Below are 22126 nucleotides of genomic sequence, written 5' to 3' on the forward strand. Positions count from 1 at the left end.
TAAATGAAATAAATTTACTCAAATTTTGATTCTGATGGCACTAGCTTTGTAAAAAAGCTAGTATGATGTTTGAGAAATTTAATTTAAAAGGCACTGAGCTGTCCAATAGAATCGTGATGGCTCCTATGACTAGAACTAGGTCAAAGAACGGAATCATGACAGAAATGAACGCGCTATACTATCGGCAGCGCGCATCCGTGGGATTGATTATTACTGAAGGCACATCGATCTCGGATACATCCATGGGTTACCTGTATGTTCCTGGAATATACAATGCTGCACAAACCGAGAGCTGGAAGCAGGTGACAGATGCTGTGCATGCGGATGGAGGAAAGATTTTCACGCAGCTGTGGCATGTAGGTCGCGTCGCGCACATTTCCAACCAACCTAACCATTTCCAGCCCGTAGCACCGTCTGCGCTGCTGGCAAAGGATAGCACGGCTTGGGGTATAGAAGATGGGGTGGAAGGAAGAGTGCAGGTATCAACGCCACGCGCTTTAGCACACAATGAGATTGCGGAAGTTATTGCAGATTATGTAAAGTCAGCAAAGAATGCCATGGAAGCCGGCTTTGATGGTATTGAGTTACACGGCGCTAATGGTTATTTGATAGATCAGTTTTTGAACCCTGATACAAATCTACGTAAGGACGAATACGGCGGATCGATCCAAAACAGAGCAAAATTTGTACTTGAAGTAATTGACGCCGTTTCCGCAGAAATCGGTGCAGGAAAAGTGGGCATTCGTATATCGCCATATGGCACGCAGCATGACATGTCCGTGTATAAAGAAATTGCGGAAACCTTTGAATACCTCGCTCTAGAATTCTCAAAAAGAGGTATAGCGTATGTACATCTGCATGATCAGGGAACACTGCTAAAAGATCACTATGATTTTGTGAAAAATTTTAGAACATGGTTTGATGGGGCATTAATCTTTGCCGGATTTTTGACTAAGGAAAAAGCGATGGAAATGTTAGCTGAAAACGTTATCGATCTCGCCGCATTTGGGCGGCCCCTGATATCAAACCCAGATTTACCGGAACGCTTTGCCAAGGATCTTCCTCTCTCGCCGGGCGATCGGGATCGCTATTATGGTTTTTCCGCTGAAGGTTATATCGACTACCCAAGGTATGAAGAATTAAGTGAGGCCGATAAAAAAGAATTGGAAGAAAACAATTAGCAGCAGCAAGTAGTACTAGACTAGGGTGTAGTACTACTCACAAATTTTGTCCGTTTCTGTGGTGTGGCGCTAAGCAGAATTGATCAATGCCTGTAGATCGGACAAAGTACAAGACAATATTCTTTTCACATTTTAAAATTGAAAGCATATGGAAAAAATTGGAATTGGAAACACGGATCTACAGGTAAGTAGAATAAATCTGGGAGGAAATGTTTTTGGATGGACGTTAGACGAGAAACAGTCGTTCAGTATTCTAGACGCATTTATTGATAAGGGGGGCAATTTTATTGATACTGCAGATGTATATTCTGCTTGGGTTTTGGGAAATAGCGGTGGAGAATCAGAGACCATCATAGGAAAATGGCTTAAAACCAAATCAAAAAGTGATGATATTATCGTTGCGACAAAAGTAGGATGGGATTTCGGCGATGGAAAAAGAAAGGGACTTAGTCCTTCTTATATTCGAAGTGCTGTTGAAGACTCTTTAAAAAGGCTTCAGATTGATCGTATCGATTTGTACTACACCCATGTCGACTCGGAGGAAATTCCCGTGGAGGAATACCTCGGCGTCTATGCTGATCTGATTAGGGAGGGAAAAATAGCACACATCGCTGCATCAAATGTGCCTGCGGATAGACTAAAGAAATCATTGGAATTAGGAAAGTCAGGTCAATACCCGCTCTACCAAGCATTACAACCTCACTACAATTTAGTCGAACGTGAAAAATACGAACATCAGTACGCTCATATTGCAAAGGATTTTAACTTAACAGTCTTTCCTTACTGGTCTTTAGCGGCGGGATTTTTAACAGGGAAATATAGATCCGAATCGGATTTGAATAAAAGCCAACGCGGCGAAAGCGTTAGACAGTATTTAAATGTAAAAGGCCTGGCAATACTAAAACAGCTTGATGAATTATCGGAAAAGCACCATACAACCCCGGCGGCAGTTGCAATAGCTTGGCTTTTACATAGACCGCAAATTGGTGGTACAATAGCAAGTGCAACGAATGAAAAGCAATTAAACACTTTAATTGAAGCATCAGGACTCAGATTGGATAAAGGTGATATGGAAGTCCTTGACACCGTAAGCCAATACTGATAGACATAGTTTTTTATAAGACCTCCTTTATGAGGTCTTATTTGTTTTATATCGTTACGACATGGTAAAGAGTATATGTCTCACAAAACGAAACTATTATTAAAAAATATATGATACTATTATGTTATGGAAGTCAACACTTACTCTATTCTCTATGTTTTTGAGTTATAATGGGAGTTGTGTACCAATTCATAATGAAGCCTTACCAAAACAGGTAAGGCTACCTATAGACCTCAACGGTTAATACTTTAAAAGAAAAGTATTTTAAAGGTTATTTATAATTTATGTTGGCCTTCTCACACATCGGTATGGCTTTCTATCTAATCGGTTGCCGTCTGTAGCACCGTTAAAAGCTCCGTAACTGTAATTTCCAGCAGTGACTTGAGTAATCTCTGATCGAGCTCTTGAGGATGTTGAGCCGGTATTCTCTACTTGCCAATATTCAGCAACTGCCAGGCCGCCTACTGGTTGGTTGTGGCCTTGCTGTACGAGTACACGCTGTCCATTATCGTAGTAACCGATGTATAGTAGCTCAAAGGTGTTTCTCGGGTATGCGGGGTTATTCGGCGTGTTTGCTGCTGGATCCCATTGCGCCATAACACGTGTATTGCCTCCAATAGTTGTTCTGAGGTTTCGCGTAGGAGCTCCTGTAGAAACCCTGTTAGCATTTGTTGGGGTAGACCATACATTGTTTGGATACACAGAGTTGCATGGATCGTAAGTTGCACTGAATGTTGTTCCAGCGGGGGTAGTTGTTCCTTTGTTCCAGAATTCTCGAGCCACATCGCCTATCGCATACTCGTTATTTGGCCTGAATCTATATCTGTCTACCACCCCCTCATCTGAATTGTACAACAGATTTGTCCTCGCCCATCTTACTCCATTGATCGTCACAGGTGATTCAATCAAACGGGCAGTTATCACATGGCGGCTACCTATTGCTGGATTTATAGACCCTGTGATAGATAATAATGTATTCGCTGTAAACGTTCGCGTATTTGTGTTGTCCAAAGTAATATTTAATGTATTCAGGCGAACACGTAGGCTGCCAGCTGGTACATTCGCCGTATTGATGGTGTGGAATGAAGCCTTTTTAACAGCATTACCTAAAGAAGCATCCACCACCGCCATGCTTCCTCCATTTATTTGGGGGGCATCCACCAGGTTAGTAAATGTCGCATTTTGTATATTCAGGTCGCCAATTCTGTTGAGTTTAACGAAAGACCCTGAAGCCACTGAGCCTATATCAATTTCTGAAGAGTTTTGAATTTGTCCGAATATTCCCCTCGTATTCAAATCTACTTCAATGCGCGAAGTTAATCTGCGGAAAGCAACAGTAAGCGTATTGTTTCCAAAATTTGGTGTAATCTGACCAGAAGAATATAAGATATCTTTGTTCCCAAGCAAAGATGAAGGAATAATTCCTGAGGAATTGATATCAGGAACTGTCGTTTCATTTATAGAAACCGCATACCAATTGTAAGTTCTCCCTGCATTAACTTGAAAATTGAGAGCTGATCCAGCGGTTGCTACGCGGTTTGCTACCAAAATTCCTGTTGGCGTTTCATACATTAAGATTCTATATTGTATACCGTTTGACATTGGTGTCGAAGCCCTATTTACCGTTCTCGCCTTCGTAGAATTTGCGCTATTTGTGCTATCTACACTAACTGGGAACTGAATATCATCTATCATATCAAATTCAGGTAGTTCAACTATTTTGAACTGATTTGAATGTGACATCTGCGATGTTGCCGAACGCGATCTATTCGATGATGATCTCGAAATTTGATCTTCAACATTGGATGGATTTACTTCAAATGATGCTTCATCCTCAATGTTGATTAAAGAGATGTTGATATTTGAGTCTCCATTACTCTCAGATACATTTGATTTGGAACAAGATTGCAAAGCAATTAATCCAAATAGTAGCGTACTTAGCCGGATGTTTATCATATGAATGTGGTTACAGATTCTAAATGTCAAAGTCATTGATTCTGGTATCATCGTTGTTCCAATCTTCGATCTCAGGATTCGCTTGATTTGGGCTTGAGCCAACATTAATGTTAGCAGAACCGCTAGCTATAGAATGCTCACATTTCACAGTGAGTGTTTCAATCTTGGGGGGAATATAATTTTGGAGCATAATTTTGACGTGTTAGTTATGTCGTTTATTATCAAAGATATGCCAATAGTTCTCGGTGCGGGGAATAAATTTTTGACGCTGTAGCTAAGCAACTACAAATTTTTATTCTTGAGATAATGAAATTATTGAAAAGTGTTACAGTGAACTATGTCTTTATAAATTTTGTCATGCTATAACAGTATGTAATTTTTCCTATTAGGTTAGGAGAAATTCTTATGATGTTTATTATTGTAATTTAAAGTGTAATAAATCCGCTTCACGAAAGTGGTTTATTGCTTTTCGACTGGTTCGCTATTGGCAGTTTAAACATTCCTTCGTACCCGAATAGAATAAACATTGCTAAACATTTGCATTCCTATTATAAGTGGATTAGATTAAATGGTTAGGTATCCGAAGAAACTGATATACTATTAGATTATGTAACCATAAGTGTTTCAACATGAGAATGGTAGATAATATTTGATGAACAATAGTTCTTTGACTCGCCTGAAGTAATAACCAATATTACAGCAGCCGGATTAGGAAGTATAACAGTCATAGGTGTTAAGACAGGCTGAGCAATGATTTGCGGATTGAAGCGCCCTGAAAGATATCCAACTTGAGCCTTAAGCAGGATTATAGTTAAATAGAGTATAACAGATTTTACTTTTTGCAATACGAAGTACTTGTACAACCGTTATGAAAAGATTGGGACTAGCGAAATATAAAAAACATGTAACGCGTTATTTTTTAATAATTTAGTGGAAAATTCTATCAGGGACAATAGAAGTTTTTATTTCCAAAATAATATTTTTTTAGCTCTGGAGAAATACAGTTAAATCTGCACTACTTAACAAAAGCATATTGTTTGGAAGCAATTCGTTGTTACCGGTAATATTGATCTTAAATTTCCAAAAGGACATTATTATATTTTTTGATGTTACTATTGATATAGCTGAAAATTATAAATAAGATTAGCTATACACCTCTACTCCAAGCTGAATGTTCTGGCGAGATCAGTTTTAAACGAATCAAGTTCTTGATTAAGATTTATTACAGCTCTGCAATTTTTACTCAACAATTCTATTAATTTCTTGGGCGCTTTTTCATCCTTAATTAGAATTAGCCTGTTTTTAAAATCATAATCTTGAGACGCCGAAAAGCCTAAAAAGTTTTGATCAGTCAAAATGCCAGAATTCACTAATATAAACTTAAAGGTATTAATATTCAATTGATGGTTCAATTCATCAAGATTGTCTACTTCGTAACAAGTAACGGACGGGTTGATTTCATTTATCACCAATATCAAACCGAAGCGAGTTATACTAGATACGTCGGCTATTATTATATTCATATTACAAATGATTTAAATTGATTCTTCTTAAAACTTTTATGCTTTTGCTAATCGGAATTAATTGGTGCTCTACTCACCAATGTTCCGACCACTATATATCGACATTTCAAATGTAGTTTTTAACAGAGAGCTTATAAGGTGTTATCAAAAGTAAAAGCTATTTATTTTGGAGCGGCAATTATGAAAAAAGTATATCGAATGGTTTGGGTATAAATATAGAAAATTTAATTAAACAATTTTGCGCAAACGATTGCGTAAACTTTTCAGTGTTTTGTAGTTTTTTATATTACTATCAAATTGCATACATACTTGGTAACTAAGATCTTTAATTGAAATTTATCTTTACCGAGCTTTGTTGATCGCATTTCACGTTCGAAATATTGAGCGTTTTTGCTTCAGTTTAATGAGGATTTATTGTCAAGGAAGTTCCGAGAGGTAGATTTCTTATACAACACGATTTTAAAGAAACTTTACTAAGCTCTAGCTCTATCAATAACATCTATCGGGCAATCACCTGATGCTGTATAATAACGGTTTTGTTAAGTTGAAACCTGAGCTAACTTGAGTGGTAGTCAATTTTACTAATATCCGTATTTATACATTTTAGTTTTATCACTTTTATAAATGCCTGTAAATGAGTATTTAAATTATTTTTGATGTCCTGTGTTTTGTGTTGTTTAAGGTGTATTTATATACCTTTGTAGTTGATTAGCTACAACGATCAACATTCTTTTTTAACTTCAAATTCCAAAAGTTAATTTTATTACTAGCACTAAATGGTAGGAGAGTTGTCTGCTTTATGAAAGAAAACTGTAGCTCTTTCCAAATTTTGAAACCTTGTGAAATGATCTTTTTTGGGTAACAACCAATTTAATCAGCTTACTAAGTTGTTCTTAATACCTACCATCACCTGACACTCGAAGGCTTAATAAAAACAGTGGCATGATACAATATTTACTACCAAATTATATCCCACACTCAAATTAACTATCGTTTATATGAGATGCCTGATTATTGATAACAATACTCCACGAAGAACAGGAATTTTCACCATTGCTAGACAGGTTGATGACAATCTCTATGTTCAAGAGTTGCGAAATGTGGACGACTTTAAAGTATTGTCGAATGAATATTTGGTGAGTCGTGTAGTAATAAGTACTTCAATCGTTGAGCGAACACTTACAGATTTGATTGAGGTGGTCAAGCAAAATCAACCACTTGCAAAAATACTTCTTATCACCAACGTTGGTGATATAGTAGTTCCCAGTTTATTTTTGGAACGTGAAATCGATGGTTTTATCTACTTCAATAGCACTATTAATGAATTTGAAATCTCTTTACGATATTTTATTAAATTCGGAAGCTTGAGGAGTATTACTAAAGAAAAAGTCTCGTACTTTTCAGCGATGGACAAAATATATAACCTGTGTAAAATTCACAGTAGCCTTTCTGAAAAGGAAAAGCTAATGCTTGAACTGATATTGAAAGGCCACAAAGTAATTGACTCAGCGAAAATTCTAAAGATTTCTCCATCTGCGGCATCAACTTATAAAAAAAGAGCATTCAAAAAGCTGGGTATAAAAAATATAATACAATATATTTCCATTTTAGAGGTGTATAGAAAATTAGCGTAGCACTAATAAATTTTCCCGTGAAATGACAATCAACTATAGCTGTGGGTTATTTAGTAGAATTTTCATTTTTCTAAAGCTCGCTCTTTAAATCAAGGGTAAGGCTTCAAAAACAGGTAAGGCTACCAATATTTCACGATTAGCCGAATTTTTGTCCCAAAATTTATCTACAACATAGTTATAGTGCAGGGATAGTGTATTATTTAGCTAAAATGTTTTAGCCTTTTCATGTAAATTAATATATAGCATAAATCACTGTATAGCAGTATTTTATGTATGTGTATCTCCTACAATAACTAAAAAAGTGGTTTTCTCTTGCTTCGTTTATGGATAATTTGCAGCACACAAACAAAAACAAATAAACCGCTATGCAAAAATTTCTAAACGAACTATCTTCACAAGTGAAGCCCAAAACGAATGGTAACATTTTCGAGGACTTGACGCCTGCCGAATTGATGGAACATGCGATCAAACAAAAACAAAGTACATTATCAGCCAATGGATCCCTAAATATTATGACGGGAAAATTTACTGGACGATCGCCCCGCGACCGCTACATCGTGCAAGATGAGGTAACCGCTAATGTGGTGGATTGGGGAGCTGTCAATCAGTCTTTGAGTTCCGATATTTTCGATGTATTGGAAATGCAGGCGCTAGATTATCTGAATGCACGTGAAGTGTTATTCACTCGGCGTGCCAATATTGGAAGTTTCGCGAAATATAGTAGGAGCATCTATTTTGTTACCGAGCTTGCTGCGCAAGATTTGTTTATTCGCAATATGTTTTTGCCGACGGACCATACAGCAAAGCAGGATGATTGGAGCGTTTATGTTGCGTCTTTGTTGAAAATAGCAGATTACAAAGAGCTTGGATTAAACGCTTCGAATGCGGTTGTGCTTGATTTTTCTCGTCGAAAAGTCCTCATTATAGGCACAGCGTATACTGGAGAAATTAAAAAAAGCATGTTTTCGATGATGAATTTCGTGCTTGCTCAAAATGATAATGTGTTGCCGATGCATTGTTCTGCTAACGCAGGAAAAGATGGAGAAACTGCATTGTTCTTCGGCTTATCCGGAACGGGTAAAACAACATTATCGGCAGATCATGATCGTTTTTTGATTGGCGATGACGAGCATGGATGGGCAAATGAGGGAATCTTCAATTTGGAAGGCGGTTGCTATGCGAAATGCATTGGTTTGAAAGCAGAGACAGAACCTGATATTTATCATGCAGTACGTTTGGGTGCATTGACCGAGAATATGGTTTACCATTCAAATACGCGTGATTTAGATTTTGATAATAAGTCAATCACGGAAAATATCCGCGTTTCTTATCCGCTGAACTTCATACCCAACGTAGTTAAAGCAAATATTTCCGCTTCACCAAAACATATTTTCTTCCTAACGGCGGACGCATTTGGTGTTTTGCCGCCATTGTCAAAGTTGACCGTGGAACAAGCAATGTACTATTTTCTAAATGGCTACACAGCGAAAGTAGCTGGAACGGAAGTGGGCGTTGCAGAACCTGTCGCTACATTTTCAGCCTGCTTCGGACAAGCGTTTCTTCCGTTGCATCCCATGCGCTATGCAGAAATGTTGGGCGAGCGTTTACAACGCGATCAATCCACGCAGGTTTGGTTGGTCAACACAGGTTGGATCGGCGGGCCTTACGGAGTAGGGCGACGAATTCCATTATATCATACGCGCGCGCTAATTCGTGGCGTTATGCAAGGAGCTTTGGAAGATGGACATTTTGTGAAGCATCCGATATTTGGTTTGCGCATGCCGGTATCTTGTCCATTGGTGCCCGATACGATACTGGATCCACAATCATTGTGGGATGATGCAGATTGTTACGATATAAAAGCACGTGAACTGCAGCAGTTGTTTGAACAGAATTACCAAAAGTATATTGATTAATCAAGCAAAGCTTTTATGAAATTTAAAACATTAGGCCAATTTATTATTGAAAAGCAGGCCGAGTTTCCATTTGCAAAAGGCGAATTATCTCGTTTGCTGCGGGATATTGGTATAGCTGCCAAAGTGGTTAATCGCGAAGTGAATAAAGCTGGATTGGCCGAAATCTTGGGCCCGCTCGGACAAATCAATGTACAAGGCGAAGAGCAACAAAAGTTGGATGTTCTTGCTGATGAAGAATTTATTTCGGCATTAAAGCGAGGAGGTGAATGCTGTTATGTAGCTTCTGAGGAACACGATGAAGGTATTGATCTTTGCGCTGATGATACATTATGTCCGGGGAAGTATATTGTTTGTATCGATCCATTAGATGGCTCTTCAAACATCGACGTTAATATTTCCATTGGAACTATTTTTTCGATTTACCGAAGAATATCACCTTCGGGAAAAGTGCAGAAGGAAGATGTGCTGCAGAAAGGGTTGTACCAAGTTGCTGCAGGATACGTATTATACGGATCATCAACGATGTTGGTATACACAACGGGGCATGGCGTGAATGGATTTACGTTAGATCCTAGCATTGGTGAATTTTGTTTGTCGCATCCGATGATGCGCATTCCAGAAAATGGAAAGACCTATTCCATCAACCAAGGCAACTTTGTGCATTTTCCAGAGCCGATAAAACAATTTGTTAAATATTGTCAGGATGAAGATCCAGAGTCGGATAAGCCGTTCAGTTTGCGCTATATCGGTTCCTTAGTAGCAGATTTACACCGAACTATGTTGAAGGGCGGTATTTTTATGTATCCTGAAAGTTTGCGTCATCCCGATGGTAAGTTGCGATTAATGTACGAATGCAATCCAATGGCTTTTATTTTGGAGCAGGCTGGGGGAGCCGCATCCACAGGTAAACAACGAATATTGGATATCATTCCAGAGAAACTACATCAGCGAACACCGCTAGTCATTGGTAGTGAACGGATGGTTCAACAGGTGCAGCAACTTTACGCATTGGAAAAATCAGCCATGTTAACGTGATAGTAATAGTATAATGTTGAAGATATGGGTTAGCATGATCAATTGCTAGCCCATTTTAGAAGAATATCTTCGCGCACTAACAGCTAAAGTATCTTAATATTTTGCAGGATGCCGTATTTTTTAAGGTATTTTGAACCTATACGTCAAATTTAAAAAAAGCTGTAGTGGTAGTGCATTTTGCATAACATAAAGTGCAAAATCTATTACCACATATGCTTAAGTTGGTACTGCAAGGTTATTAGATATGAAATGCATCATCAAAGTCACTTGATAATGCATTTATTTAATTAATCCAAACACTTTAACTCATCAATTTTTTTGCCATACTATTTTCCAATTTTTCCATATCTGACTCTATTTTCTGTTCGACCACTTTAGCATAAATCTGCGTGGTACGTATACTTGTATGGCCTAACATCTTAGATATGCTTTCTATTGGTACACCATTACTCATCGTAACAGTTGTAGCAAAAGTATGTCGAGCGATATGAAAAGTTAGGTTTTTCTCGATGCCGCATATTTCAGCAATCTCTTTTAGATAGCCGTTCATGCGCTGATTTGAAATACACGGAAAGATTGGGTCATTCTCTGTAGCCCGCACATCATCTCTGTATTTTTCTATCATTAACAATGCTTGAGGCAGCAAAGGTATCCGGACTGGTTCATAGGTTTTGGTTCTGTTGATAAATATCCATTTTTTTCCATTTTCTTTTTGAATGATGTTATTAACAGATAATTTAGATAAGTCAATAAATGACAATCCTGTATAGCAACTAAACAAGAACATATCTAAAACTTGCTGGAGTCGCTTTATATTGAAAATCTTGTTTGAGAGTAGTTATAGTTCATTGGCAGAAAGAAATTTTCTTTCCACCCTTTCAAAACGCTTTTTAAATTGGGCAAAAGGATCACGAGGTATCCATTCCAGAGTTACGGCCAAGTTTGTAAGCTTTCGCAGTCTTTCGATGTGTTTCATCACGCCGTTGTTGTTTAAAGGCTGATGGTGGTCTTTAGGTTTATAGTGCCTTAGAAAGGTTTCAAATTCTATTATAAAGCTATAAGAGAGATCTGCAAGCTTATAATCCTTTTTTGCGATATTGCTGATCTATAAATTCTCTTATATATCTTACCGTAGTGGTATAATTTTTTAGAGTCCCTGGTGCAAGTCTTAACAACATGGTGGAGGAGTGATAAGAAATTAATTTATTCTTAGTAAATACCTCATCCTTTTCCCCAATAAAGCGAAATTTTACAGTCTCAATAGAAACTTTTGATTGCTCTCGCACAATCTGATTATAAGCATCAGCGATTAGAGACCGAACTCGCTAAATGTATTGATTGAGGTTCATAATTTCTTCATATCTACCTTGAGCTCTATCGCGAAGATGATCCCAATCACTTGGCGACACTTTAGATTTCAGACAAATCCTTGTTCTTTGGCCAGTAACAACTATATGTACATAGACTGTCTCTTTTCTTTCTATAATTGATTTGAGGGATCTAACCACAAAATGAATCCAAATGTATTTTTACTTCTCATATAAATTAGTATTATTTAAAATCATATATATTAGTACTAACACACTATACTCGCTGAACTGTACTAAAAGGCGTCAATTTATTACAAATAAGAACAAATAGAAAACTTGATATGTAACCTATTTACAGGCTCCCTTTCAAACTAAACAGAGCATTTTGTTTGTATTGATAATAGTCAAAGTTCCATATCATAAGTTTCAAATATTGCGTATTCAAGTACTCAATATTTGGATTCTTAATGAACGAGCGGTGAAAAATCAGGGTATTTATAACTTTTTAATGTACGCTAAGAGCTTATCAATTAAAAGTCATCTATTTTTTTAACCAAAGAATATCATTTTCTACTTCGAAATTATTTTTCAACACTACGTATAAACTTTGTTGTAGCGCTCGTTTGCTGATTTCCAAATAGTCTGCCAGCTCTTGCTGAGTCAGTAGAAGCGTCAAATGTTTTAATTCGCGCCTGAAATGACGTACTCGCTCTGAAACAGATTTATGTAGTATTACAGCAATGTGTGCATCTTGCTGCCGCATTTTTTTATTGACAAGAATATTTATCAGTCTTGCAATCAGAGGATCAGTCTCTTTTATTTTGTTGATGCTGCTGTACGCTATCCTTAAAACTTTACTTGCTCGGAAGGCCACAATTTTTCCAAAACGTGGGGTATCACTATGCAAATGACTCGTGGTTTTCAATGCATTATAAGGTGTAGCTATACTCTTTATTATTCGACGATTTTCCCGATTAATTTCTATAAGGGCAATCATTCCTTTACTGATAAAGTAGATACATTTTTCCGGTGTACTACTTCATAAAAGACTTGCAGACGTTTGGCTGAAATTGGTTTGGCGTGCTCTCTAGCCCACTGCTTATGAAAGCGTTCTAACTTCGTGTTTACTTCGATCCACCATGGGCGTATTGTACAGTAAGCTGTCAAAGTATAATTGCTGCCAGTAAAGAAATTATTCTATATATTGCCAACTATAATAGCATATATGCCATACAACTTAGACCGATTTTTAAAAGCACAAAATCAAGTTTACTTAAATGCTTATGAAGAGATAAAGCAGGGCAGAAAGCAATCTCATTGGATGTGGTATGTTTTTCCGCAGATTGCTGGCTTAGGTAGTAGTGAAGCAGCGAATTACTATGGTATTTCTAGTAAGGAAGAAGCGACAGCTTATCTCAATCATCCGGTTCTCGGAGCAAATCTGCGGACACTTTCTCAGTTGCTTTTGGAATTACCAAATACATCTGCCGAAAATATATTTGGAAGCATAGACGCTTTAAAACTTCGTTCGAGCATGACACTTTTTTCTGAAGTGTCAAATCAGGATGATATCTTCCAAAATGTTATTGAAAAGTATTTTGACGGACAACATGACCACAAAACTTTCATGATATTAAAAGCTTTAGATAACTAGCCTATATTTGTCGCTGGTGGCTTATTCGAGCATTAAAGAATAGGAGTGATGATACATGCTAGTACATCTTCAGTGATCAATACTATGCAATATCCGCTCTAATGCTTCGCTACATAAATCCAGTGCCTGTACTAACTCTATATTATGTTTGCTGTAAAACTTTGATCGGTGAACAAATTCCTGACATGTGCGATCGTCTTTAATAATAACAAGATTGACTTGAGGTTCTATTTGCTTTATTTTTGCAAGAAAATCGATGGACTGCGTAGGAAATATGTTGGGGTTTAGAAAGACGAAATCATAAGGCTTCAATGCTATTAATCCAGTACATTGTTGGAAGCTATCTGCTTCATCGAAATTCGCCAATTTGTTAATGTGACTGATAGCTAACGTCAAGCCAAAACGTGCTATGCTGGATAGATCTACAATTAGGATGTCCATAGCTTTAAAGAATTTAGGCATCGGTTTATTTTTCGGGTAAGTCATAGATATCGGAAAAGGTATGTACCAATCTTACCAATTAGTGAATCTTACCTATCCTTCCATAAAAATAGATATAATTGCGAATATTTTTTTGCGCAATCGATTGTGTAGATTTCCGTAATCAAGTCAGCGACTTTAAAACAGAACTACATTTTTAAGGTTTTCAAAAATCAATAAACCAAAAAGCATTTTGAGCATACGAAACACTTTTTGGTTTACTGGATCTGGTAATTACTCCTTTTATCAGATGACAAACTTTTCCATCAGGGGAGCCATATCATCGCTTACTTTTTTGTCGAGTACTTTGGCATAGAGTTGTGTGGTGCGAATACTGCTATGACCTAGCATCTTGGATACACTTTCAATGGGTACGCCATTCATCAGTGTTACGGTGGTAGCAAAAGTTCTTTTGGCAACACGGTTGCCAAGCGTTTTATTGATGCCGCAAAGCGCGGCAATCTCCACCAAATATTCATTCATTTTTTGATTGCTGGATATTGGAAGTGCTCGATTATTTGTTTGGCACCAAGGGTTGTCTGCATATTTGGCTAAGATACTACGAGCTACGGGAAGTAACGGTACAGCGACTCGGCTGTCTGTTTTTTGCCGATTTGTAAATATCCATTTTCCGCCATCCACACCAGTGCTAATATCACTAAGGCGAAGCTTGTGCACGTCTGCATAGGATAATCCTGTATAGCAGCTGAATAGAAAGAAGTCACGCACCTGAATTAATCGCTGTGTAGTTAGTTCTTTTTCTGTGATTCTTTTTAACTCGTCAGCTGTTAGAAATGTCCTGTTGACAGGTTTGGATTGAAGTTTACGTCCGTCAAACGGATTCTGATCAATCCATTTGTAGCGTAAACATGTCAGAATGATTTTCTTCAAATTCTTTAAATGCTTATTGGATGTGTTAATATCATTTGACTTCACCGAGCGAAGATAGAATTCGAAATCATCAACAAATGTCTGTTCGATATCATTTAAGGTGACATCGCTTTGATTGTAGGTGTGTTTTACAAACTGCTGAATGTGGCGATCTAATACCTGAAATCTTTTAAGCGTTCCTATGGCATATTCGCCATTTTCAACCAATGCCTGCATTTTCTCATTATGCATCTTCACAGCATCAAGTATGGTGTATTCAGCTTCTTTAATACCCAAGTAGCGATGCTTCAAAGCTAATATGTCTAAATTACTACCTTCCATGCGAAGCTCATCGTATACGGAATAAAGCTTAGTACGTAAATTCTCCAAGAATGCATTGATTGTTTTGACTTGCTGGGTTTTTCCAAAGATTCTTCCGGCATGGACATTCCAGTTTTCGGCTGCTGTTTTTTTACCTGTCGGGCGTTCCCAACGTTTGCCGCCCAGAGTAATGCGCCAGTAGATAAAGCATAAACTTTGCGATTGGTAATTTTTTGGTTTCTTCAAAAAGAAGAGGACATTAAAATTAGTTTTCATAACTAACATGTTTTAAAGTGAAACAAAATTAGCTTTGCAGTACTATTTTAACAAGATGTCCTATTGGTGAACCTGTTCAATATCAATATGTTGTAACTTGATTCGGTGAGTCATTTGAAATATCGAAAAGACTCACCGAAAAACTCACCTCAAGTATGCGATTTCGTGCATATTTTGATAGGTTAAACAAAATAAAAAACCCTGCAAACATTTGATTTGCAGGGTTTTAATGATTTTTGATGTTACTCTTGGTGATCCCGCTGGGATTCGAACCCAGGACCACTACATTAAAAGTGTAATGCTCTACCAGCTGAGCTACGGAATCGTACTTCTTATTATCGAAATAACTTTCGTTGTTTGAAGTGATGCAAAGGTAGTGTTTTAAATTGAAACTGCAAATCTATTTTTAAATTTTCTTGCTTTAATGCTATTTCAGGTCGGTTTTTTGAGATCTAAATTTAGTGTAAGCGTCACTAATATAAGCTCTTAAATCCTCTGGTGTCGCACTTTCAATAAATGATAAACTTGGACGATATCCTTCGCGGAACAACGGAATTTCATCTTCATTTAATGGTGTTATAGAACGAATAAGTTGATTGCTAAATATTTTGTCGATTTTCCTATTATCACGTTCTGCAAATAAAATGTCCAAATTGCTGCGAGCCTGTTTTCCTTTTCTACCAAATAGGCGAGAAGGAGAAACACGCAATCCACCACGTTGTTGGCTCGCTTCCGCGGCCTGACCCTCTCGTTTGGCTCTGGCAATCTCATTCGCCAATCGGCTATCCGATAGGCGCGTCACAAAAACCTCATTGATGACCAATGTGCTTTGATCTCGTACCAAATAAATTCTGCGAATAGCTTCCTCAAACACGAATATGGTGTCCGACTGATATCCGCCACCAGACAATGTCAGGTAATCATTTGTTTTGGCAGATATTGTGAAGTTTCCTTCGCTATCAGTTTCCGTTTCTTTATTGTTGTTTAAATTCTTCACCGTGATTCCACGAAGCTTGTGGCTATCTTGCAAATCGAAAACTACCCCTTTTAGATCTTGAGCCAATGCCGATCCGGCATTGGTCAAGATAAATAAAGCAAATATTGAAAATGATAATATACTTTGTTTCATAGTTATTTCGCTTTCCAAACGTTGTTCTCTTTATTAACATCCGGATAAACTTGATCTGGATCTATAGTTACAGAAACAACTGGTTCTGTTGTATCTAACGCAAATGACCAAGTTTTGTTTCGCTCCCAAACATCCACAGGAAGCTTTTTGCGAACTTTTTTACCACTTTCCGTTACAGCCTCAATAACGACTGGCATTGGTAACTGACCGAGGTTGCTGATCTGTACGATAGCACCTTTTTCCGGACTCATTTCTACATATCTCACTTCATCAATCGCTTGGTCGAGTAACCAGTTATGCTGGAACCATCCGCGCCAAAACCAAGCAAGATTTTCGCCCGTTTCGTTTTCGATTGTACGGAAGAAATCTTCCGGAGTCGGGTGTTTGAATGCCCAATTGTGCACGTATGTTCTAAAAGCTGCATCAAACCGCTTTGCGCCAACAATTTCATCACGCAGTAGGCGAAGTCCAAATCCCGGTTTGTAATACGCTAAAATTCCCAAATTGCGCTCGCGCATATTTTGCGGCGAACTCATGATTGGTTCCAAAGCAGGGGCAGCAAATGCTGCTGTCATTGCGTTTTTATCGCCCATTCTACGTTGGTATTCACCGTTATTAAATGCTTCGGTCGATAAATCGTTGATGAATGTATTGAAACCCTCGTCCATCCAAGCATGCAAACGTTCGTTGCTTCCTACGATCATGGGGAACCAGTTATGACCGAATTCGTGATCCGTTACGCCCCAAAGACTGCCCGCTTTTGCTTTGCTAGAACAAAAGGAAATTCCCGGATACTCCATGCCACCAACATTCGAGGCTACGTTGACAGCGGCAGGATAAGGATATTCAAACCATTTTTTTGAGTAGTGCTCGATAGAAGCTTTCGTGTATTCTGTCGAACGTTCCCATGCGTTGTTGCCGTTACTTTCTGCGGGGTACGCTGATAAAGCTAACGACGTTTTTCCACTTGGTAGATTGATTCGTGCACCATCAACGATAAATGCTTTAGAAGAGGCCCATGCTACGTCGCGCGCATTTTCTAGACGAAACTTCCACGTTAATTCCTTTTTATTTGGGCGCGATGCTTTATTACCAACCTCGTTAGCTGAGCGAATCATAACGGTTTTATCACTTTTTTGTGCTTCTTTATACCGGCTCAATTGCTCGGTTGTCCAAACATCTTGCGGATTTAATAATTCTCCGCCCATCACGACAATGTGATCTGCTGGAGCGGTAATTTCTACATTAAAATCACCGTACTCGCAATAAAACTCCCCCGGACCGGTGTAAGGCAATACGTTCCAACCTTGAACATCGTCGTAAACATAAACACGCGGATACCATTGCGCAATCGCAAAAATATCTCCTGCCTTTGTGCTTAAAATACCGGTTCGATCTGCGCCATATTCTGGTACAGTGTAGCCGTAATCAATGGTCAACGTCGTTTTACCGCCGTTCGCCGCAACAGGTTTCGGCAAATCTACACGCATGCGTGTATCGTTTATCGTGTATTTGACATCGCTCTGTCCGCCAGAAACGACTTTTGAAATCTCGTAACCACCTTTAAAATCATTTCCTGCGCTACCATAACGACTATTTGTTAGTGGCACCACAGTTTGCCCGATAGAGTTTGGTTCGAATAGATTTTGATCCAATTGCAGCCAAATGTAGCTCAACTCGTCCGGGCTATTGTTGGTGTAAGTAATCGTCACGCTACCAGTTACACGTTTTGATTGCTCATCCAAACGCACTTTTAGATCATAGCTAGCTGCATTTTGCCAATACTGATGTCCGGGGCGGCCGCTTGCTGAGCGATATGGAGATCCGTTGTTATTATAAAATATTGGATGAAAAGCTTCCGTGTAGTTGTATAACGATTCTTTTTTTTGTTGCGCTTCTAGCGATAGCGTTGTCATGGCAATTCCAGCAGTTGCCAAACTCAATAATAATCTATTCATGAAAAGTTGTTTTCTATAATTGTGTTTTATAAGCTTCTTCATCAAATCCAACTAGAATCCCATTTTTGTATTCTACGATTGGACGTTTGATCATGCTGTTGTTCTCTAACAGTACTTTATTGGCGGATTTGGCATCGACGACAGATTCTTGTTCCGACTTGTCGAGTTTACGCCAAGTTGTTCCTTTTTTGTTTACCAGCGTTTCGAAGGGTACATGCTGTTCCCATTCTTCTAGCTTTTCTGCAGTTGCCGGCTCTTTTTTGAAATCGTGAAATTCGAAAGATTTGTTGTTTTCTGTGAGCCAATCGAGTGCTTTCTTTACCGTATTACAGTTTTTTATTCCGTAAACGTGCAAAGTGGCTTCTTTGGATGTAGTCATGAGATAAAGATATTAAATTATCACATATCGAGCAGCGTTATTTTGCAAACTTCTTACACGAATTCGTGTTTAATGTAAAGTTATGGTGATGAAATTATTTTGATTAGGTAATGATCGAGATAAATCGTAATTTGATAATAAATTTTTCGACCTATGCACTTGGATACCATACATATTGAGGTGACTTATAATGTTCCTGCCGAAAAGGTTTGGGAAGCGCTCACTTTGCCGGATCAAATTCGTGAATGGTGCTTTGATGTGCCAACATTTTCTACAGAAGAGGGGGATGAGTTCGAGTTTAGTCGGGTCGGTCGAAAGCGTATGTTTTTGCATCGTTGCAAAATACTAGAATCGGTCGATAAATCGCTATTGAAATACACGTGGAATTATCCGGAATTGATGACTGGAGAATCTGTTGTCACTTGGGAACTGATTCCTCGAGGATCAGCTACATCGGTTCGTTTGACACACGAACATTTACTCAATCATAAAGAAGGTGGAGAATCATTCGGAGTAGATAATTTCGAAGCCGGATGGGGTGATGTATTAAAACGATCGTTAACGAATTATTTAGAGAAATAAATCATGGAATTCAAACGGATAGATAAAGAGGCTAAATCTACTATTTTAGCTTTAGAAGACGATATTCAAATTGGCGAAATTACCTATGTGAAGCGTGATGATCAAAAGATTGTCATAGACCATACCGAGGTTGAATCCTTTGCGCGTGGGCGCGGCATTGCCAAAGATTTGGTGGGAGAGGTGGTTTCGATTGCCAGAGAAAAAGGTTGGAAGGTGGTGCCACAATGTCCATTTGCTGCTGCCGAATTTGAAAAGAACGAAGAATATAAGGATGTCTTAGCTTAAATAATTTTTTAAACAGCTACAACGCATTGAGTTTTTTGGTTTCTTTGTGCCATGGTCGAATAAAATTTTGTTCGATTTACTTATACTATGGATAGCATCATTGCTTATTTTTCTTCTATTCCCCCCGTACAAGCTGCACTTTACGCAGGATTATTTACTTGGGGAGTAACCGCTGTAGGAGCAGCATTGGTATTCTTCTTCCGAGAGGTAAATCGCAAATTTCTCAATATGATGCTCGGATTTACTGGTGGTGTGATGATCGCCGCTAGTTTTTGGAGCTTGCTACAGCCCGCTATTGATATGAGCGAAGGCGAAGGTTTTGTTAAAGTAATGCCGGCGGCTGTCGGGTTTGTTTTAGGCGCGCTTTTTATCTTTGGGTTAGATAAGCTGATGCCCCATTTGCATCTCAATTTCTCGAAATCTGAAGGGCCGAAATCATCTTTACACCGAACAACCTTGTTGGTAATAGCTATTGCGTTACACAACATTCCAGAGGGATTGGCTGTAGGCGTTTTGTTTGGCGGTGTTGCGTATGGATTAGGTGATGCAAGTATTGCAGGTGCGGTATTATTAGCCGTAGGTATTGGTTTGCAAAATTTCCCCGAGGGAATTGCCGTTGCTATGCCATTGCGCAGAATGGGATTAAGTCGTTGGAAAAGCTTTACGTACGGACAACTTTCGGCAATCGTGGAGCCAATCTTCGCCGTGATTGGCGCTGTGGCTGTTGGTTTTTTCGTTCCAATATTGCCTTACGCATTAGCTTTTGCCGCAGGAGCAATGATTTTTGTCGTTATCGAAGAAGTAATTCCGGAAACCCAAGCAGAAGGACATTCCGATGTGCCGATTCTTGGTTTCGTAATCGGCTTTGTCGTCATGATGGTATTAGATGTAGCTTTAGGATAATCCTAAAGTTCCTTTCTCAATCGTGCAACTGGGATGTTCATCGCTTCTCGGTATTTTGCTACGGTACGACGTGCGATCGAATAACCTTTCTCCTTTAAGATCTCCGTAAGTTTTTCATCAGCCAATGGTTTGCGTTTATCTTCATTGCCGATACATTCTTCCAATATTTTCTTGACCTCTTTATTAGAAACCTCTTCGCCGGAATCAGTTTGAATGGCTTCTGAAAAGAACGACTTTAATAGAAATGTGCCGAATTCGGTTTGCACGTATTTCGAATTAGCTACGCGCGATACGGTAGAGATATCCATTTCGATGCGTTCCGCAATATCCTTTAAAATCATTGGTTTCAACATGCGATCATCACCTTTCAAAAAATAATCATATTGATACTCCATGATCGCATTCATGGTTTTTAAAAGCGTTTGCTGGCGCTGCTTGATGGCGTCAATAAACCATTTTGCCGAATCCAGTTTTTGCTTAACAAATTGAACGGCATCCTTCATCTTCTTATCGTTTTTCTCTGCTTTTTCGTAGTGAGCGAACATTTCCTGATAAGATCGGGAAACACGAAGTTCAGGGGCATTTCTTCCGTTCAAGGTCAGGTGTAAAATGCCATCGTTGTTAGAAATGTGGAAATCGGGAATAACGTGCATTTGCTTGCCGGCTGCTGCTCCAGAATCGCCCGGTTTCGGATTAAGTTTTAATATCTCTGCAAAAATATCGCGTAGCTCCGCGGAATTTACGCCTAATTGCTTCTCAATTTTATCGTAATGTTTTTTGATAAATTCATCCAAGAATCGTTCAATTACATCAATTGCTTTTTGAATAATTGGGTTATTCAAATCTTTTTTGCGAAGCTGAATAAGCAAGCATTCCTGTAAATCGCGTGCTCCAACTCCGGCAGGATCAAACTCTTGTACGACCTTCAGCATTTCCATCACTTCCTCTTCCTCTGCAATCACGTTTTGTGAAAACGCCAAATCATCAATTAATGATAAGATCGGTCTTCTCAAGTAACCATCATCATCAAGACTTCCAATAACTTGTAAACCAATTTGATATGATTTATCACTCAGAGCAAGTAAGTCCAGTTGATTACGTAGGTTTTCGTAAAAGGAATCTTGGATTGCAACAGGAATTTCTTTACGGTCATCGTCATCATCGCTGGAATACGACGAACTGTAATCATTAAAATCTTCCTCCTGTATGTATTCTTCCACGCTGAACTCCTCATCCGCTCCCCGTTCTTCCATCTCATAATTTTCGTCTGGATCACGATCCGGATACTCCTCAACAGGATCATTCATGTTTGCTAAACTTCCATCTTCCAAAGCCGGATTTTCCTCCAACTCTTCCTTGATGCGCGCATCCAAAGATACTGTCGGTACCTGTAACAACTTAATAAATTGTATTTGCTGCGGAGATAGTTTCTGAAGAAGCTTTTGTTGTAGGGTCTGCTTTAGCATTCGATGTAATTGTTTGATTTGGTAAATTTAATCAATTTCGAGTATAAAGGTAATGAAATTACGCAAAACCGAAAATTTAGGTACAATTATTGCTACAATGCGCGCCGAATAAATTTTCATTGATCGTAAAAGTGTTAAATAGCGTAAATAAACTATATATTTTAAC

20 protein-coding genes and 1 tRNA gene are annotated in these 22126 nt (G+C 38.5%); 9 read left to right on the forward strand and 12 right to left on the reverse strand.

From position 1 onward, the window contains the following. Nucleotides 1–65: 65 nt before the first annotated feature. Both ACFSQ3_RS08995 and ACFSQ3_RS09000 read left to right on the forward strand, forming a co-directional pair. Nucleotides 66–1181: an alkene reductase gene (locus tag ACFSQ3_RS08995; RefSeq protein ID WP_380870032.1), complete on the forward strand. Its 1116-nt coding sequence runs from the start codon at nt 66–68 to the stop codon at nt 1179–1181. A gap of 148 nt (nt 1182–1329) precedes the next feature. Beyond that, nucleotides 1330–2283 carry an aldo/keto reductase gene (locus ACFSQ3_RS09000; RefSeq protein ID WP_380869210.1) on the forward strand — a complete coding sequence of 318 codons (954 nt, stop codon included), beginning with the start codon at nt 1330–1332 and terminating at the stop codon, nt 2281–2283. A gap of 282 nt (nt 2284–2565) precedes the next feature. Here ACFSQ3_RS09000 and ACFSQ3_RS09005 read toward each other — a convergent pair whose 3' ends face one another. After that, nucleotides 2566–4239 (reverse strand): hypothetical protein, encoded by a 1674-nt coding sequence (locus tag ACFSQ3_RS09005; RefSeq protein ID WP_380869211.1) that lies wholly within the window; start codon nt 4237–4239, stop codon nt 2566–2568. 2521 nt (nt 4240–6760) lie between these two features. On the opposite strand from ACFSQ3_RS09005, the gene ACFSQ3_RS09010 reads away from it, so the two are divergent. The 3 genes from ACFSQ3_RS09010 (at nt 6761) to fbp (ending at nt 10347) form a co-directional block, all read left to right on the forward strand. Continuing rightward, the gene (locus ACFSQ3_RS09010) at nt 6761–7396 is read left to right on the forward strand and encodes a helix-turn-helix transcriptional regulator (RefSeq protein WP_380869212.1); all 636 of its coding nucleotides are present in this window, start codon (nt 6761–6763) and stop codon (nt 7394–7396) included. A gap of 365 nt (nt 7397–7761) precedes the next feature. Then, on the forward strand, nt 7762–9312 hold the full coding sequence (gene pckA, locus ACFSQ3_RS09015) for a phosphoenolpyruvate carboxykinase (ATP) (protein ID WP_380869213.1): 1551 nt from the start codon (nt 7762–7764) through the stop codon (nt 9310–9312). A 15-nt stretch (nt 9313–9327) separates the two neighbouring features. After that, entirely contained in the window at nt 9328–10347 is a 1020-nt protein-coding gene (gene fbp / locus ACFSQ3_RS09020; protein ID WP_380869214.1) for a class 1 fructose-bisphosphatase, read from the forward strand. Nucleotides 10348–10648: 301 nt separating this feature from the next. Here the strand turns inward: fbp and ACFSQ3_RS09025 are convergent, their stop codons facing one another. The 4 genes from ACFSQ3_RS09025 to ACFSQ3_RS09040 all read right to left on the reverse strand — a co-directional run bounded on the left by ACFSQ3_RS09025 (nt 10649) and on the right by ACFSQ3_RS09040 (nt 12654). Beyond that, nucleotides 10649–11134, reverse strand: a complete 486-nt coding sequence (locus ACFSQ3_RS09025) for a site-specific integrase (protein WP_380869215.1) — start codon at nt 11132–11134, stop codon at nt 10649–10651. A 51-nt stretch (nt 11135–11185) separates the two neighbouring features. Next, complete coding sequence (locus ACFSQ3_RS09030; protein ID WP_380870033.1) at nt 11186–11452, reverse strand: phage integrase SAM-like domain-containing protein; 267 nt, start codon at nt 11450–11452, stop codon at nt 11186–11188. Between the two features lie 220 nt (nt 11453–11672). Next, entirely contained in the window at nt 11673–11855 is a 183-nt protein-coding gene (locus ACFSQ3_RS09035) for a hypothetical protein (protein WP_380869216.1), read from the reverse strand. Between the two features lie 343 nt (nt 11856–12198). Next, a complete protein-coding gene (locus ACFSQ3_RS09040) occupies nt 12199–12654 on the reverse strand; it encodes a hypothetical protein (protein ID WP_380869217.1) in 456 nt (151 codons plus the stop codon). A 228-nt stretch (nt 12655–12882) separates the two neighbouring features. Between ACFSQ3_RS09040 and ACFSQ3_RS09045 the strand changes: the two genes are divergently transcribed. Then, entirely contained in the window at nt 12883–13311 is a 429-nt protein-coding gene (locus ACFSQ3_RS09045; protein WP_380869218.1) for a DUF1810 domain-containing protein, read from the forward strand. Nucleotides 13312–13380: 69 nt separating this feature from the next. On the opposite strand, the gene ACFSQ3_RS09050 is transcribed toward ACFSQ3_RS09045, so the two are convergent. The 6 genes from ACFSQ3_RS09050 to ACFSQ3_RS09075 all read right to left on the reverse strand — a co-directional run bounded on the left by ACFSQ3_RS09050 (nt 13381) and on the right by ACFSQ3_RS09075 (nt 18724). Then, nucleotides 13381–13752 carry a hypothetical protein gene (locus ACFSQ3_RS09050; RefSeq protein WP_380869219.1) on the reverse strand — a complete coding sequence of 124 codons (372 nt, stop codon included), beginning with the start codon at nt 13750–13752 and terminating at the stop codon, nt 13381–13383. A gap of 285 nt (nt 13753–14037) precedes the next feature. Next, nucleotides 14038–15258 (reverse strand): site-specific integrase, encoded by a 1221-nt coding sequence (locus ACFSQ3_RS09055; protein ID WP_380869220.1) that lies wholly within the window; start codon nt 15256–15258, stop codon nt 14038–14040. Between the two features lie 249 nt (nt 15259–15507). Next, nucleotides 15508–15583: transfer RNA gene (locus ACFSQ3_RS09060), tRNA-Lys, on the reverse strand. 102 nt (nt 15584–15685) lie between these two features. Next, on the reverse strand, nt 15686–16387 hold the full coding sequence (locus ACFSQ3_RS09065; protein WP_380869221.1) for a carboxypeptidase-like regulatory domain-containing protein: 702 nt from the start codon (nt 16385–16387) through the stop codon (nt 15686–15688). Between the two features lie 2 nt (nt 16388–16389). Beyond that, on the reverse strand, nt 16390–18345 hold the full coding sequence (locus tag ACFSQ3_RS09070) for a M1 family metallopeptidase (protein ID WP_380869222.1): 1956 nt from the start codon (nt 18343–18345) through the stop codon (nt 16390–16392). 13 nt (nt 18346–18358) lie between these two features. Then, a complete protein-coding gene (locus ACFSQ3_RS09075; RefSeq protein ID WP_380869223.1) occupies nt 18359–18724 on the reverse strand; it encodes a Spx/MgsR family RNA polymerase-binding regulatory protein in 366 nt (121 codons plus the stop codon). Nucleotides 18725–18877: 153 nt separating this feature from the next. Here ACFSQ3_RS09075 and ACFSQ3_RS09080 point away from each other — a divergent pair, with 153 nt between their 5' ends. From ACFSQ3_RS09080 to ACFSQ3_RS09090, 3 genes are all read left to right on the forward strand, one after another. Next, nucleotides 18878–19306: an SRPBCC family protein gene (locus ACFSQ3_RS09080; protein WP_380869224.1), complete on the forward strand. Its 429-nt coding sequence runs from the start codon at nt 18878–18880 to the stop codon at nt 19304–19306. 3 nt (nt 19307–19309) lie between these two features. Continuing rightward, entirely contained in the window at nt 19310–19591 is a 282-nt protein-coding gene (locus ACFSQ3_RS09085) for a GNAT family N-acetyltransferase (RefSeq protein WP_380869225.1), read from the forward strand. 87 nt (nt 19592–19678) lie between these two features. Further along, the gene (locus tag ACFSQ3_RS09090; RefSeq protein WP_380869226.1) at nt 19679–20494 is read left to right on the forward strand and encodes a ZIP family metal transporter; all 816 of its coding nucleotides are present in this window, start codon (nt 19679–19681) and stop codon (nt 20492–20494) included. Between the two features lie 2 nt (nt 20495–20496). Here the strand turns inward: ACFSQ3_RS09090 and rpoN are convergent, their stop codons facing one another. Continuing rightward, a complete protein-coding gene (rpoN, locus tag ACFSQ3_RS09095) occupies nt 20497–21960 on the reverse strand; it encodes an RNA polymerase factor sigma-54 (RefSeq protein ID WP_380869227.1) in 1464 nt (487 codons plus the stop codon). Nucleotides 21961–22126: the final 166 nt, after the last annotated feature.

Origin of the sequence: Sphingobacterium corticis (assembly GCF_042684745.1) — a bacterium.
Taxonomy (GTDB): Bacteria; Bacteroidota; Bacteroidia; order Sphingobacteriales; family Sphingobacteriaceae; genus Sphingobacterium; species Sphingobacterium corticis.